Annotated in this window: 13 protein-coding genes and 2 tRNA genes; 6 read left to right on the top strand and 9 right to left on the bottom strand. The window is 44.0% G+C overall.

Annotated elements, in window-relative coordinates:
- The first annotated feature begins 12 nt into the window (after positions 1-12).
- Positions 13-1,506, top strand: a complete 1,494-nt coding sequence (locus IEW69_RS12625) for an alpha-amylase (protein WP_188627229.1) — start codon at positions 13-15, stop codon at positions 1,504-1,506.
- On the opposite strand, the gene IEW69_RS12630 is transcribed toward IEW69_RS12625, so the two are convergent.
- Positions 1,478-2,728, bottom strand: coding sequence for a type IX secretion system plug protein (locus IEW69_RS12630; RefSeq protein ID WP_188627230.1), 1,251 nt, complete (start codon positions 2,726-2,728; stop codon positions 1,478-1,480). The genes IEW69_RS12625 and IEW69_RS12630 overlap by 29 nt on opposite strands.
- A gap of 2 nt (positions 2,729-2,730) precedes the next feature.
- On the bottom strand, positions 2,731-4,638 hold the full coding sequence (locus IEW69_RS12635; protein ID WP_188627231.1) for an ABC-F family ATP-binding cassette domain-containing protein: 1,908 nt from the start codon (positions 4,636-4,638) through the stop codon (positions 2,731-2,733).
- A 111-nt stretch (positions 4,639-4,749) separates the two neighbouring features.
- Between IEW69_RS12635 and IEW69_RS12640 the strand changes: the two genes are divergently transcribed.
- Positions 4,750-5,778 (top strand): quinone-dependent dihydroorotate dehydrogenase, encoded by a 1,029-nt coding sequence (locus IEW69_RS12640; protein WP_188627232.1) that lies wholly within the window; start codon positions 4,750-4,752, stop codon positions 5,776-5,778.
- Positions 5,779-5,846: 68 nt separating this feature from the next.
- Here the strand turns inward: IEW69_RS12640 and IEW69_RS12645 are convergent, their stop codons facing one another.
- The 3 genes from IEW69_RS12645 to IEW69_RS12655 form a co-directional block, all read right to left on the bottom strand.
- Complete coding sequence (locus IEW69_RS12645; RefSeq protein ID WP_188627233.1) at positions 5,847-6,026, bottom strand: spore protein; 180 nt, start codon at positions 6,024-6,026, stop codon at positions 5,847-5,849.
- 39 nt (positions 6,027-6,065) lie between these two features.
- A tRNA-Cys gene (locus IEW69_RS12650) sits at positions 6,066-6,136 on the bottom strand.
- Positions 6,137-6,185: 49 nt separating this feature from the next.
- Positions 6,186-6,935, bottom strand: a complete 750-nt coding sequence (locus IEW69_RS12655) for a TrmH family RNA methyltransferase (RefSeq protein WP_188627234.1) — start codon at positions 6,933-6,935, stop codon at positions 6,186-6,188.
- On the opposite strand from IEW69_RS12655, the gene tamL reads away from it, so the two are divergent.
- On the top strand, positions 6,926-9,307 hold the full coding sequence (tamL, locus tag IEW69_RS12660; RefSeq protein ID WP_188627235.1) for a translocation and assembly module lipoprotein TamL: 2,382 nt from the start codon (positions 6,926-6,928) through the stop codon (positions 9,305-9,307). The two genes, IEW69_RS12655 and tamL, sit on opposite strands and share 10 nt — an antisense overlap.
- Before the next feature lie 3 nt (positions 9,308-9,310).
- Here tamL and IEW69_RS12665 read toward each other — a convergent pair whose 3' ends face one another.
- The gene (locus tag IEW69_RS12665) at positions 9,311-9,847 is read right to left on the bottom strand and encodes a hypothetical protein (protein ID WP_188627236.1); all 537 of its coding nucleotides are present in this window, start codon (positions 9,845-9,847) and stop codon (positions 9,311-9,313) included.
- A gap of 145 nt (positions 9,848-9,992) precedes the next feature.
- On the opposite strand from IEW69_RS12665, the gene IEW69_RS12670 reads away from it, so the two are divergent.
- A tRNA-Arg gene (locus IEW69_RS12670) sits at positions 9,993-10,067 on the top strand.
- A 332-nt stretch (positions 10,068-10,399) separates the two neighbouring features.
- Positions 10,400-11,773: a magnesium transporter gene (gene mgtE / locus IEW69_RS12675; protein ID WP_188627237.1), complete on the top strand. Its 1,374-nt coding sequence runs from the start codon at positions 10,400-10,402 to the stop codon at positions 11,771-11,773.
- A gap of 84 nt (positions 11,774-11,857) precedes the next feature.
- Here the strand turns inward: mgtE and ychF are convergent, their stop codons facing one another.
- Positions 11,858-12,952 (bottom strand): redox-regulated ATPase YchF, encoded by a 1,095-nt coding sequence (ychF, locus tag IEW69_RS12680; RefSeq protein ID WP_188627238.1) that lies wholly within the window; start codon positions 12,950-12,952, stop codon positions 11,858-11,860.
- 84 nt (positions 12,953-13,036) lie between these two features.
- Between ychF and IEW69_RS12685 the strand changes: the two genes are divergently transcribed.
- Entirely contained in the window at positions 13,037-13,519 is a 483-nt protein-coding gene (locus IEW69_RS12685; protein ID WP_229663612.1) for a hypothetical protein, read from the top strand.
- Positions 13,520-13,537: 18 nt separating this feature from the next.
- Here the strand turns inward: IEW69_RS12685 and IEW69_RS12690 are convergent, their stop codons facing one another.
- Positions 13,538-14,233 carry a YgaP-like transmembrane domain gene (locus IEW69_RS12690; RefSeq protein WP_188627239.1) on the bottom strand — a complete coding sequence of 232 codons (696 nt, stop codon included), beginning with the start codon at positions 14,231-14,233 and terminating at the stop codon, positions 13,538-13,540.
- A complete protein-coding gene (locus IEW69_RS12695) occupies positions 14,220-14,480 on the bottom strand; it encodes a hypothetical protein (RefSeq protein WP_188627240.1) in 261 nt (86 codons plus the stop codon). The genes IEW69_RS12690 and IEW69_RS12695 overlap by 14 nt, the downstream gene beginning before the upstream one ends.
- Between the last annotated feature and the right edge of the window lie 83 nt (positions 14,481-14,563).

The raw sequence follows: 14,563 nt of genomic DNA on the forward strand, positions 1-14,563 counted from the left end.
ATAAACATAAGAATGATCAATCAAACGTTAGTACAATATTTTCATTGGTACTACAATGAAGAGGAAAAGTTGTGGAATAAGGCGAAAAATGAGGCAGCCCACCTGGAAGATTTAGGCGTGACGATGGTGTGGTTTCCACCTGCCTACAAATCGACAGAGGGTGCAAATTCTGTAGGATACGATTGTTATGATCTCTACGATCTGGGCGAGTTTGATCAGAAGGGCACTGTGGAGACGAAATATGGCTCGCGCGATGAATATATTGCAGCGATCAAAGAACTGCAGGCGAAACACATCACGGTGATGGCAGATGTGGTGCTCAACCACAAAGCAGGTGCAGATGAGCTGGAAAAGATTCCGGTGCGTAAAGTGAACCCTGACAATCGTGAGGAATTCGTTTCCGATGTATTCGAGATTGAGGCCTGGACAAAGTTTACCTTTCCCGGCAGAGCAGGAAAATATTCGGAATTCATTTGGGACTTTCATGCTTTTAGTGGCATCGACTGGGCGGCTGATATTCAGGAAGAAGGCATATTTTCCATTCAGAACACCTATGGTGAGGGGTGGGAGCAGGTGCCCTCGGGTGAGTTTGGGAACTACGATTATCTGATGTTTAATGATGTCGATTTCCGTAATCCCGCCGTTCGGGAGGAACTGAAACGCTGGGGCGAATGGTACTACAAAACCTGTGGGATGAAGGGCTTCCGCCTGGATGCTGTAAAGCATGTCTCGGCAGATTTCTTAAATGAATGGATTGACCATATGAACGCGACCTTCAATGAGCAATTCTTTATTGTTGCCGAGAACTGGGTAACTGCGCAGGTTGAAGAACTACATGCCTATATCGAAGAAACGGGCGGTAGAATGCAACTGTTCGACTCGATCCTGCATACGAACTTTTACCAGGCGAGTTTGTCTGATGAAAGCTATGACCTGAGCAAAATCTTTGAAGGCACACTAACGCAAACGCATCCATTTTTATCCATCACCTTTGTGGATAATCATGATTCACAGCCCTTGCAAGCACTACAGTCGTATGTAGAATACTGGTTCCGACCTTTAGCATATGCGATGATCCTTTTACGTGAGCATGGAATTCCATGTCTGTTTTATCCGGATTTGTATGGCTGTAAATACATAGACAAGAACGAAGCAGGGGAGGACGTGGAAGTTGAACTGGTGGGATTACCGAACCTGCACACCATTAGCCGCGTAAGAAAGTTCCTGGCGCATGGCTTACAAAGAGATTACTTTGATCATCCAAACTGCATTGGCTGGACAAGGGAGGGTGATGATGAAAATCAGAATTCGGGACTTGCTGTGGTGATGAGCAATGGTGACGATGGTATAAAACGTATGGAAGTTGGAATTCGTCATGCCGGTAAACCCTTCACAGATGTTTTAGGCCACAGGTCAGAACAGATCATCATTGATGAACATGGCTGGGCAGAATTCCCATGCAATGCGAGAGGAGTGTCTATCTGGACGTCTGGCTATAACCAATAAGTTCTTCCCATCGGCTGCCAGGTTTCTTGTAGTAGACAAAGACCTGGTAGCTGTTGTCCGTTTCGAAAAACGAGCCTTCCAATGTTGTTTCGTCGACAGCTCCGCTTTGAAGATCTTTTAAGACATACTTGTAGTCGTACACACCTTGCTTTAATTTGAGGGTAAGCTGGTACTTGTTGTTGCCACTGCGGTCCTGCAATTGAAATGCTGGTGCGAGTATGTAATTGTTAAATCGGCCAACTACGTACACGGCATTATTGGTTAGTCCCTGACGCAAGTCTAACTGGAACGTGACATTCGCATAGTCACTTTCTGTTTGCTCGTCACGGCCGTCCTGATTGCGAATAAAGAAGTTACCATTCTCATCGAAGGTCCTGACGTACCGGCCCGTGGTTGGCAGATCGGGGAACAATGTTACCCGGTTGATGCTGTCGAGCTGGATATCCTGAACCTGTGCACCTTTGACGCGAAGACTCCTGATGTCGAACTTACGGAACTCATTCCCAGCTGCGAAATCATTCGTAAAAGGGTCTTTGTAGGCCAGTTCTCCGGGCTTTATGGCAGAAGGTTTTTTGGTGGTTACCGCAGCGTAGGGAATTTGATTCTGCATGACAACAACCTTGACATCTGCCGCAGGATTTTGAATGTTGCCGGTATTAAAAAGGCTGACGTTGATCTTCTGATTTGTACTTCTAAGCGGAACCTGCATGCTCGGCAGGACTTCCATTCCAACATTCAGGCGATTATCAGTAACATAAAAGCGCTGAGAAATTACAGGTTTATTCAAGTCGCCATCGAGGTAAACTTTAAGCAGATAATTGCCGGATATCTTCGGGCTGATCTGCTGATTCGGTAAGCTGAGGCTGTAATGGGTGTATTTCTGAAGGGTGTTGGAAGAATAATCGTAATCTACGATCCGGTCTTCGGAAAAGCTTTCCAGGTATTCTATTGGGGATAGGCCTGAAGGCTGCCAGTCACTGCTGTGATGGACTATGGTGTACCAGTAATTCTTACTGCCACCCTCAAGATCATCAAAGCTGAAATGAAGCTTTTCAGCCGACTTCAATGAAATTACTGGTATGGATTGCTCTTTCTGCTCGTTGTAACACATTACCGTCTGAACCTGGGGCTGGTAAATTTTGTTCTCATTGCTGAATGGCGTTTGCGCCATTACGTGCATGCCGGTTACAATCAGAAGGAGCAATCCAGCCAGTTTTCTCATATTTAGCTTTCCAGTTCCATGATTTCAGAAGCAAGCGCTTCCCATGATTTCTGTGCGGCATCAAGCAAATGCTTGTCGGCCTGATATTTCTTGTTGATTTCGGCAAGTTTTGCCTGATCTCCGTAAACGGCATCGCTAGCGAGCTCAGCTTCAGTTGCCTTAACTTGCGCTTCCAGGCTTGCAATCTCTTTCTCAATGTTCTGCAATTTGTCGTTTAGCTTTTTAAGCTGACTTTGCGTGGAAACTGGTTTTTCCTGAATCTTCGGCTTTTCCTCTTTTTGCGCTTTCATCGGAATAGGCGTAGGTGCGGGCTGTACCCGTTTACTGTTCCATTCCTCGTATTCAGCGTAAGTACCAGGGTATTCCTTAATATCCATGTTTTCAATGAACCAGATCTTGTTGGCAACATTGTCCAGGAAGTACCTGTCGTGGGAAACGGCAATGAATGTTCCTTCATATTGCTGCAATGCCTGGATCAGGATGTTTACAGACTGTATGTCCAAGTGGTTGGTAGGCTCATCCAGAATGAGGAAGTTGGAGTCTGTTGTTAATGATTTCGCAAGTGCGACCCTCGATTTCTCTCCACCGGAAAGTACACGTATTTTCTTAAACACATCGTCACCAGTAAAAAGGAAACAGCCCAGGATACCCCGTAGCTCTGTGTCTGTGTGTTTTGGTGCGAATGCCTGAAGTTCCTCAAGGATGGTGTTTTCCAGGTGCAAAGACTCCAGCTGGTGCTGTGCAAAGAACGTTGTGGTTACATTGTGACCAGTTTCACAGGTGCCATCAAATGCTTCTGCACCTGCAATGATGCGGAGTAGCGTAGATTTACCTTTACCGTTGGCACCGATAAGTGCGATCTTGTCGCCCTTTTCAATTAAGCCATCCGCATTTCGTAGAATTTCGATGTTTGGATAACTTTTGTATGCGTCCTCGATTTTGATAACGTGACGGCCGGATGGTTTAGAAAACTTGAATTTGAAGTTCACCGTAGGATTGTCGTCATCAACGTCTTCTACACGTTCCATCTTATCAAGCGCTTTCATACGGGATTGTGCCATCTTCGCCTTCGAAGCTTTCGCTTTGAAACGCTCAATCAGACGCTCCTCCTGTTTAATTTTTGCCTGTTGGTTTTTAAACTCACCTTTCTGAATTTCACCTCTCAAGGCTTTTTCTTCCAGGTAGAAGGTGTAGTTACCTGCATAAGGCGTCAGCTTACCTTTACGTGATTCTACGATACGGTTCACGACTTTATCCAGGAAGTATCTATCGTGAGACACGATTACAATAGCACCTTCGAAACTCATCAGATAACTTTCCAGCCATTTGATGGAAGGTAAATCCATGTGGTTGGTGGGCTCATCCAGCAACAGGATGTCTGGTGTTTGAAGCAGGATTTTAGCAAGCATTACACGCATCCTCCAGCCTCCGGAGAAGGTGTTTAAGGGGCGGTGTTGATCTTCAGCACTGAAACCCAGACCTGCAAGAATTTCATTGGCACGATACTCAATGTTGTAGCCGTCTAAGGCTTCAAATTCCTGCTGTTTATCACTAAGTTTATTTAGAACTTCTTCCGAATAATCCGTCTCGATCTTTTTTAATAATTCTTCAATTTCATCATGCAGCCTATTCTGACGTTCAAAAGCCTCCATGGCAACGTGCAGAATGCTATGATGAGAATCATAGGACAATAAATCCTGGTTCAGGTATCCGATTTTCAGGTCCTTAGACATTGAAATGGTACCTTCAGAAGGGGCGTATTCGCCAACAATTATTTTAAGAAGCGTGGATTTTCCAGTACCGTTAGCACCAATCAGGCCTATTCTTTCTCCTGGTTTGATGTGCCAGTTGGCTTCGTCATACAAGGCTCTGGAGCCAATTCGGAAGGTTAAGTCGTTTATTGAAATCATTTGTGCGCAAAAATACGATTTTTAGCTACAAAATCGTTGGTCATGCCTGCCTGCTAGACGCTTATTTAACAATTTGAAGACGAAGCATATTGAATTTATTATCTTCGTGCCATGTACCGTTTTATAAAACCTGTCTTTTTTCAGCTTGATCCCGAGAAAGCACATTACTTTGTTACCCGACGTTTGAACTGGTTCAATGACCATTTTCCTTTCGGAAAAACGATACTTCGCAGCACTTTTGGTGTGCACATCAAAGGCCTGGAGCGGGAGGTTTTCGGTATTAAGTTTACTAACCCAGTAGGGCTTGCTGCCGGATTCGATAAAAACGGTGAATATATTGAGGCATTAAGTAATCTTGGGTTCGGGTTCATTGAAGTGGGTACCGTTACACCTTTGCCTCAGCCTGGAAATGATAAACCCAGAATGTTCCGCCTAGTGGAAGATAATGCGATTATCAACCGGATGGGTTTCAACAATAAGGGTGTAGATACCTTGGCGGAGCGGTTGAGACTGCTTAAGGCAAAGGATAGCAAGATTGTAATTGGCGGAAACATAGGTAAGAATAAGAACACGCCCAATGAAGAAGCGGTGAACGATTACATTAAATGTTTCGACAGGCTCTTTGATGTTGTCGATTATTTTGTTGTCAATGTGAGCTCGCCAAATACGCCCGGCTTGCGTTCACTTCAGGAAAAAGGCCCCTTGAAAGACATCCTTAATGCGCTGCAGGACCGGAATAACATCAATGGTGTTCGTCGGCCTATACTACTTAAGATTGCGCCTGACTTAACGAATGAGCAGTTGGATGACATCGTGGAAATTGTGCAGGAGACTAAAATTGCGGGTGTAATTGCGACGAATACTACGATAGATCGCTCGGGGCTGTATAGTGCCCCTGCGGTAACGGCAGAGGCCGGAGGCTTGAGTGGAAAGCCACTGACCAAAAAATCTACTGAAGTGATACGATACCTGGCAGATAAATCCGGCCGTTCCTTCCCGATTATTGGGGTAGGCGGGATCCATAGTCCAGCGGATGCAAAGGAGAAGCTTGATGCGGGTGCATCACTGATACAGCTTTATACGGGCTTTATCTATGAAGGACCGGGTCTGGTAAAAAGAATTTGTAAAGCTTTGCTTTAAAAAATAGAAGGCATAAAAAAAGCGGTTAACCAATATGGTAACCACTTTTTTTATGTTTTTAATGCAGATTAACCGTTAGCAGCAACTAGTTGTGCAAGGATTGCATTGTTTTTAGCCAATTGATTGGTAGTCGATTGCTGAGAACGGCTTCCTAATTCAATGTTAGTTGCTAATTTCAAACGTTTAACTTCTAAACGAGAAGTTGTTTTATTTTTTCTGTCTTTTCTTTTTAATCTCGTTACTGCCATGGTCTTACCCTTTAAGTTTTTAAATTCAAATAAATCTTGAGGTCGAGAGCGGATTCGAACCGCTGTAGAAGGTTTTGCAGACCTCTGCCTAGCCACTCGGCCACTCGACCCTTATGTAATTCAGGCTGCAAAAATAGTAATTATAAGTTAGGTTGCAACTTATTTGTACAAATTTCTGCTAACCTCTGCGCAGATAATGGCTGCGGATATGGAAACATTCAGAGATTCAGCGGCTCCCACACGTGGAATGGTTATACGCCGGGTAACAAGTTCTGCCACTTCATCTGAAATACCCTTGCCTTCATTACCCAGCACGATCAGGCCTTCCTGCTGCCAATTAACTTTAAAGATGCTTTCACCATCCAGCATTGCGGCGTACAAGGGGACATTTACACGTGGAAGGTATTCGGTAAGATTTACATAGGATACCTGCACCCGTGCCAGCGAACCCATTGTTGCCTGTGCCGTTTTTGGGTTAAATACTTCTACCGTGTTGGCCGAGCATATGATGTGCTTGAAGCCAAACCAGTCCGCCGTGCGGATGATTGTGCCCATATTCCCTGGATCCTGAACACCGTCCAGTACCAATGAAAAGCTATGTTTTAAGTTTTCCGGATCAACTTCTTCATTGGCTGGAATGGCGATTAGCGCAAGAATGCCCTGGGGTGCCTGAAGGGTACTAATCTTTTCCAGTTCAGCGTTGTTTACTTCAAATAACTTTATATTTGAAGGCAATTTAGGTAGTAAAGATTGGTATTGAGGCAGATAATAGATACTTTGTATCTGGTACTTTGAAGAGAAAAATTCCATTAAGGTTTTCATGCCCTCGACAATAAAGAGCCCATTTTCTTTACGGTACTTTTTTTGGTGTAACGATTTTATAAACCCTATCTGAGATTTTGAAAGCATACCTAAATCATAAAAAGAAGCAACAATTTCCTGCAATATTACTGTTTATTATTCTTTTTGTTACCGCGTGTTCTTCTACAAAATACATTCAGGATTACCAGTCGGTCGTGAAGAACGTCGAAATCGATAGTGTACCTAAACAATATAATGAGGAGGCCCTCAACTACGTGCAAAAGGATATCCGGCCTGCACCGCGTTTCGGTATTAACGTTGGCTTGTATAACCTTTTCTACGGCCTCTTTAAAACTAAGGCAGTGGGCTCTCCGGCCCCCTTGTTGGATAGTGCATTGGTTGAAATCTCCCGTAGCCAGATAGAGAAATTTCTGATGAGTAAGGGTTATTTTAAGGCGAAGGTTGATGCAGAGATTGCAGTTGAAAATCAACGTGCAGACATCCGTTTCAAGGCGCAGCCAGGCGTGCCCTTTTCAGTGAATGCTGTACGCTATGAGATTGCGGATAGCGCAATGCAGAAGCTTTATGTCGCTTCAAAAGAGCAGTTTACCCACCTGAGATCGGGTATGCAGTATGATGATGATTCCCTGGCGTATGAGCGGGAGCAGATCTACGAGCTCATGAAACAGAATGGTTATTACGACTTCCTCAGGCCATATGTAAAGTTCTCCGTAGATTCAAACCTGAATAACAATAAGGTAAATGTTTCTTTGCAGGTGGATAATCCCGAAGGCCGCGACCAGCACCAGATATTTACCATTGGCCAAACAAATATCTTGATCGCACCCACTACAGATGGTTTTCCTCAACGGGATAGTATCCGGTTGAACCCAAATAGCTTCCGGGACATCCGCTTTACCGATTTATCTGGCCACTTTCGAAGAAATCCGATCGTCAGGTATGACTTCCTGAAGCCAGGAGATATATACGACATCCGAAATGAGGCGCTGACTTATGACAGGCTTTATGAGCTTAACGTCTTTAAGAACGTCAAAATCGATTACCTGAAGGCGAAGGATAGCTCCAACAGGGTGGAGCCACTGATCAGGCTTATTCCACAGAAAAGAATGAGCAACCGGATAGAGGGTGAGGTACCTTTTAATGCGGGTACCGTTGGTTTTACATTAAGTAATACTTATACCAACAATAATATATTCAGAGGAGCGGAGCGTTTCGAATTCCAGGTAAAAGGTGGCTTGCAGTCCAGAATTGGGAACGGCAGGTCTCTATTCAGCGAGATCTATCAGCGGGATTTTTCTGTAAGTGCAAACCTTGCCGTGCCGAGGCTGATGGTGCCTTTTGATGTACCACTGATGGGAAAAAGCGGGATGCCATTTACAACCTTCTCCTCCAGTTATGTTTATTCACTGCAAAAGGACTTGTTTGACAGGAAGGTTTTTCTGAGTTCTATAACCTACGACTGGGTGGAGACCAAGTCGAAACGACACTCCTTGACACCACTGAATTTCGAATATCGCTTTGGAGGGTTGTTGATTGACACGACTACCGTTAAGGGACAAGAGCTGATTGCAGCCAACCTGTATAATATAAATCTGCTAGACCGCAGAGATATTACTTTGGGTGTGAAATATACTTATACGGTAAATGCGAACAAACTTTTATCCAACGAAGATTTCATATACTTCCGTGGGAACATAGATATGGCAGGAAATCTTCTTCAGGGGCTAACGAGCATTACAGGTGGTAATCACGATGCTGCTGCTGGTGATTATGCCAAAGTCTTTGGTCTTCCATTTAACCAGTACGTGCGGCCGGAAGTTGATCTCAGATATTACAAGGGATTAGGTGGTGCGCGCCAGTTTGTAGCCCGATTAAATGCAGGCGCAGGTTACGCTTATGGTAACTCGAGGGTGATCCCTTTTGAAAAGTTGTTTTTTGCTGGCGGTTCGAACGGTGTTCGTGCCTGGCAGGCCAGAACATTGGGTCCGGGAAATTACAACCGTGCGGAGCGTATCCCAAATGAGGAGAACAGAAGAACCCTCTACGGTATTGACCAGTTGGGGCAGATGCACATCGAAGCAAATCTAGAGTATCGCTACATGCTGCTGGACAAATTCTTTGGTGCGCAGTTGAAAGGGGCTTTCTTTCTTGATGCCGGTAACGTCTGGAACATCAACTCAAATAATGGGCAACCGGAAACCACCTTCAAGTTCGCACAACTTGGAAATCAGCTTGGTATCGGCACAGGAGTAGGCTTCCGGTACGATGTGGATTTTTTCGTCTTCCGTTTTGACGTTGGGCTAAAGCTGAAAGATCCGCAGTTCCGTGGGAACGACCAGTGGGTGATTAAAAAGTTCTTCAGCGGTGGGCAAGAGTTTAAAGACGAATACTTCAGAACACATAGCCCTGACGGTTACCGGTTTGTACAGTACAACTTTGGTATCGGACTTCCGTTCTAAAGCTTAAAACAATCGCTTTAAAGCGTCAAAGATGGTTTCGAAGAAAGTTCCAATACCCAGTCCGTTGCTGTGGTTAAAATAGAGTAAGATCAGGAATATGATTATCCCTAGTACCAGCAGTTTGCGGAAAAGGAATACGATCACGACAATGATAAGTGGTATGATGACCAGCCACATGGAATTTACGGTATAGGGGCTAAGGCTGCCTTCCTTCTTATAAACATACACGAGTTTACTGTGTGTACCGCTGTCATTTATGTGTTTGATATATACGAATGCAGAACGCTCAAGCTGTAAGGGCACGATGGCTACGCCATCATTAAAGCGTAGGGACTGTGAGAAGCCACTTACGGTGAAGGTATAGATGCCGTTAATTTGTTCCAGTGGGTTCTCTAAAGAATCTGCAGCAATAATTGCCAGTTTGCTGTTTTTAAGCAGACTTTCTTTGACAATAAAGTTGTTGATGTCTAATTTCTGACTGAATGCAGTACTACTGAACGCAATAAAGAGCAGGAGCGAGAGGAATTTTATTTTAAGCATCGTTGGTTTGAAAAATAAATCAAATGTAGTAAAACCGCTTAGTTTTTGATTGTCTGTAAAAGATATTAAAACATGGCATGAGCTGAGGATCAAATTTTTTGTTGCAATTAATGATATGTCCCCGGATTGTATATCTTTGCGGCACGTTCCCGTAGTTCAATGGATAGAATTTCTGATTCCGGTTCAGACGATATGAGTTCGAATCTCGTCGGGAACACCAAGAAGCCTTTCAAATTTATTTGGAAGGCTTTTTTCGTAAATGGGATTTTCCGGGGGGGCTTGCCTTGCAGCTAAGATCAAAATTTTACAAAATGCTTCACGTCTGCACTTTTTTTTAGGTAGGGAATGATTAAAGTCCTAGGTTTGTCTCGAGAGCGTTAATGGATTGGGGCAGCCGGAGGGTTGCCCCTTTCTTTTTTTACTTTGGCATTGTTTTAGAATTGTAGCGTTCATCATTTAAAATGTGAACTAAATAGCGCAAAAACAGGTTTTTTTAAAATAAAAACCCACATTTGCAATCTTGTAAACAGCGAACGATGTAAAAAGAGGTCTATGGAAGAAATGATTGTGGAAGAAGTGGTGGAATTATTAGAGCAGCAAGATGATGCTCAATTGAAAGACTATCTGGACAACCTCAATATTTCTGACGTCGAACATTTAATTGATGAACTTCCGGAACATGCGGTTAAATTCATTGATACCCTCGCCATCAATCGCGCGGTTAACGTTTTCCGAATTCTTGACTTCCCAACCCAGGAGCGCATTCTCAAAAAGCTTCCAGGCACAAAACTCGCTGAGTTAATCAACCTTTTACCGCCCGACGATCGTACCGCCCTCTTCAGTGAGCTTAAAGGTGATGCGGTTAAAAAGCTGATCATCCTGCTTCCGGCAGCAGATCGCCTTGAAGCCCTTTCACTATTAGGTTATAAAGAAAATAGCGTCGGCCGTCTGATGACGCCGGATTATGTGGCGGTGAAGACACATTGGACTATCGCAAGGGTTATTGAACATATCCGATGGTACGGCAAAAACTCTGAAACGATTGATGTAATCTACATCATTGATGAGGAAGGGGTATTGATCGATGACATCAGGATACGTGAAGTTTTATTGGCTGAACCACAAACGAAGATTGGGGATCTTGCTGATAACCGAACGATTGCGCTAAATGCAAATGACCCTCAAGAGGAGGCCATCAATGTTTTCAGGATGAATAATCGCGTTGCTTTGCCCGTAGTTGATGATAGTGATATGCTGCTTGGTATTGTTACCGTAGATGATATTCTATGGCTGGCCAATGAAGAATATACCGAGGATATCCACAAGATCGGGGGTACCCAGGCGCTGGATGAACCATATTTGGATATGCCTTTACTCGGCCTAGTGAAAAAACGCATCGGCTGGTTAATTGTACTTTTTCTTGGGGAGATGTTGACGGCAACGGCAATGTCTCACTTCCAGGCTGATATAGAGAAGGCTGTGATCCTGGCGATGTTTGTTCCATTAATCATCTCCAGCGGCGGAAATAGTGGCTCTCAGGCTTCTACACTGATTATCCAGGCAATGGCACTCGGCGAAATCACGGTTGGTGATTGGTGGCGTATTATGCGCAGGGAAATACAGTCTGGATTAATGCTTGGCATTGCTTTAGGATTTATCGGTTTCCTGCGAATTTTCATTTGGGTTCAGTTTACCGACATGTACGGGCCGCATTGGCTGCTCATTGGTCTAACTGTGGGCGTTGCTTTAGTTGGTGTGGTATTGTGGGGATCTCTGGCGGGCTCAATGCTGCCCCTGATTCTGAAAAGGTTGGGTGCTGACCCTGCGACGTCCTCTGCGCCTTTTGTCGCAACCTTAGTTGACGTTACCGGATTGATTATCTATTTCTCAGTCGCTGTAATGTTCCTTAAAGGCGTGCTGTTATAAACGTAAATTAGATTTTGATTTTCATATAAAAGAAAAGGCAGCTGAACTTCAGCTGCCTTTTCTTTTATAATAGTATATGATTGATTAAACGTTGAAGCGGAAGTGCATGATGTCGCCATCTTCCACTACGTAAGTTTTACCTTCAATGCCGAGTTTACCAGCTTCTTTACACGCCGCCTCTGAACCAAGGGTTACAAAATCATTGTACTTGATTACCTCTGCGCGGATAAATCCTTTTTCGAAGTCTGTGTGAATAACACCGGCAGCCTGAGGTGCGGTGAAGCCTTTAGTAATGGTCCAGGCTCTTACTTCCTGTACACCCGCGGTGAAGTACGTGTATAGGTCTAGCAACCGGTACGCCGCCTGAATAAGCTTGTTTACACCTGATTCTGTCAAGCCAAGATCAGCAAGAAATTCCTGACGCTCTTCATAACTCTCCAATTCTGCAATTTCGGATTCAATTTTTGCGGAGATGATCAGGATTTCTGCCTGCTCATCTTTCACGGCTTCACGAACGCGATCTACAAATTCATTGCCGTTGATCACTGAATTCTCATCAACGTTGCACACATACATAACCGGCTTTTGGGTTAGCAGACCAAGGTCTTTGATGAACTCGAAGTCATCTGCATCAATTGCTGCAGCGCGCACAGATTTACCTACTTCCAGGTGCGATTTGATGATGCTTAGAATGTCAAAAGTCCGCTTTGCTTCCTTGTCGGTCTTAGCCATTTTCTCCACCTTCTGAATGCGTTTGGTAACGGTATCCAGATCCTTAAGCTGAAGCTCTGTGTCGATGATTTCTTTATCACGCACCGGATCCACAGATCCATCAACGTGAATAACATTGCCGTCTTCAAAGCAGCGCAAAACATGTATGATCGCGCTTGTTGCTCTGATGTTACCAAGGAACTGATTTCCCAGACCTTCGCCCTTAGAAGCACCTTTGACAAGGCCGGCGATGTCTACGATTTCAATGGTGTTCGGTTGTACTTTATTCGGTTTAACCAATTCCGCAAGCTTAGTCAGCCTGTGATCAGGAACGGTAATTACGCCGATATTTGGTTCAATGGTGCAGAATGGAAAGTTAGCGGCCTGAGCCTTCGCGTTTGATAAACAGTTAAATAAAGTTGATTTACCTACGTTCGGTAAACCCACTATACCACATTGTAATGCCATGAATGATTTTTTCTAGATTCGCCGCAAAGGTATCAAAAATAATCTTTATGTTTAGCCACATAAATTAAGGCGGAATATAGTATCATGGAAAATTATAATGAGCCTGAAATGGGGCATGAGGAAGTGGATGGACCGATCAGGCTGGTCATAACCGAGGATATCAGGAGCTATATTTATCAGGCTGCTAAATGGGCAAAGTTTCTTTCGATTGTCGGATTTATCGTAACCGGTCTGATGGTAATGATTGCACTAAGTGTTCAATCTGTCATGCAAAGTCTTTCGGAGATACCAGCATACGCAGGGCTTGTGGCTTTAGGTTCTGGTGTAATTATGTTCTTTTACCTGCTTCTTGCACTGTTATATTTCTACCCAAGTTACCTGATGTACAAGTTTTCATCAGCAGCAAAGCTTGCCGTATTGTATGGCAATCAGGAAAGTTTGTCGGAAGCAATGGTTAAGATGAAATCAATCTTTAAGTTTTTTGGAGTGGTGACGGTGATAATCATCTCTATGTATGTGTTAATGGTTGTGCTGTTCAGCATAGGCGCGGGGATCGCTGCTGCCTAATAAAGAGCAAAGCTCCTGCTAGTAGGCAGGAGCTTTGCTTTCAATCTTATGTTTGAAGGTTATGATCTCCTTCTTCAACATTTCTTCAAATACCGGATTTATCATTTTTGAGACGCCTACACCAAGGCCACCTGCAGGTGGACGGTAGGACAGTACAATTTTGAGTAAGGTCCCTGTTCCATCAGGCGTTGGATGAAATTCTACCTTGCCGACATGAGGCAGCATGGAGCCTTTTACTGCACGCCATCCGATGAGATGTCCCGGTTCATCTTTTACAATTTCTGCTTCCCAATTGATGGGCAGGAAACTGCCAAGGACGTTCGACTTCCATTTGGAGAGGTTCTCATCAACCATTTCGACATCCATCAGGTGATTGATGCTTGCCGGGATATTGCTGAGGTTACGCCAGTAGCTATAAACTTCCTGACTTGGTTTATCAATCACAAACTCACCCCGGATGTTTACCGCGTGCGGCTTTCTTGCATCAATGCCAAGCTGATCATAAATCACACATTTACCGGTAAATCCTCGGTAGGTAAGGTATGCTCCGTACCAGAATCTGGATTTAAAAGGGTGTGCTATGCCTTTGCTCAGTAAAGCGCCACCAAGGAATACAGAAACCAGACGTTCTGTAAAGCCAAGATTACGTCGAACTTCCCGTTGAATGGAGAATTTACCAGAGCGTAATTTTAAAGTTTCATCATGAATTACCATCTTTTGTCTGTTTAGTTATCGCTTCACCAATGGTGTTAACATCTTCTTCCGATAGCTCGCCCCACATCTGTTCCCACTTACCTTCAGCTTCCAGACGGATCTGGGTAAGTTCGTTCTCATCATCAAAGACGACGAAATACTCTATGCCATCGCTCGTTTCATCGGGCTTAATATGTAAATTTCGTTCCTGTCCGTTTAACGAAACTCCAATTTTGAATTCGGGATTATTTGTTCCTAAGTCTGCCATGATCGTTGTTTAAGTACAATTATTAACAGATTTATCATTCTTCTGTTTTAAAACTTAATATTTTAGGTACCGCATGCAACTTT

This window comes from Pedobacter quisquiliarum (assembly GCF_014642175.1).
Classification (GTDB): Bacteria; Bacteroidota; Bacteroidia; order Sphingobacteriales; family Sphingobacteriaceae; genus Pedobacter; species Pedobacter quisquiliarum.

Excerpts from the sequence above, each read along its gene's own strand:
- IEW69_RS12625 (WP_188627229.1), top strand. The coding sequence starts at position 13 with ATGATCAATCAAACGTTAGTACAATATTTTCATTGGTACTACAATGAA.
- IEW69_RS12635 (WP_188627231.1), bottom strand. The coding sequence starts at position 4,638 with ATGATTTCAATAAACGACTTAACCTTCCGAATTGGCTCCAGAGCCTTG.
- IEW69_RS12695 (WP_188627240.1), bottom strand. The coding sequence starts at position 14,480 with ATGGCAGACTTAGGAACAAATAATCCCGAATTCAAAATTGGAGTTTCG.
- IEW69_RS12640 (WP_188627232.1), top strand. The coding sequence starts at position 4,750 with ATGTACCGTTTTATAAAACCTGTCTTTTTTCAGCTTGATCCCGAGAAA.
- IEW69_RS12665 (WP_188627236.1), bottom strand. The coding sequence starts at position 9,847 with ATGCTTAAAATAAAATTCCTCTCGCTCCTGCTCTTTATTGCGTTCAGT.
- IEW69_RS12690 (WP_188627239.1), bottom strand. The coding sequence starts at position 14,233 with ATGGTAATTCATGATGAAACTTTAAAATTACGCTCTGGTAAATTCTCC.
- IEW69_RS12645 (WP_188627233.1), bottom strand. The coding sequence starts at position 6,026 with ATGGCAGTAACGAGATTAAAAAGAAAAGACAGAAAAAATAAAACAACT.
- IEW69_RS12655 (WP_188627234.1), bottom strand. The coding sequence starts at position 6,935 with ATGCTTTCAAAATCTCAGATAGGGTTTATAAAATCGTTACACCAAAAA.
- mgtE (WP_188627237.1), top strand. The coding sequence starts at position 10,400 with ATGGAAGAAATGATTGTGGAAGAAGTGGTGGAATTATTAGAGCAGCAA.
- IEW69_RS12685 (WP_229663612.1), top strand. The coding sequence starts at position 13,037 with ATGGAAAATTATAATGAGCCTGAAATGGGGCATGAGGAAGTGGATGGA.
- IEW69_RS12630 (WP_188627230.1), bottom strand. The coding sequence starts at position 2,728 with ATGAGAAAACTGGCTGGATTGCTCCTTCTGATTGTAACCGGCATGCAC.
- ychF (WP_188627238.1), bottom strand. The coding sequence starts at position 12,952 with ATGGCATTACAATGTGGTATAGTGGGTTTACCGAACGTAGGTAAATCA.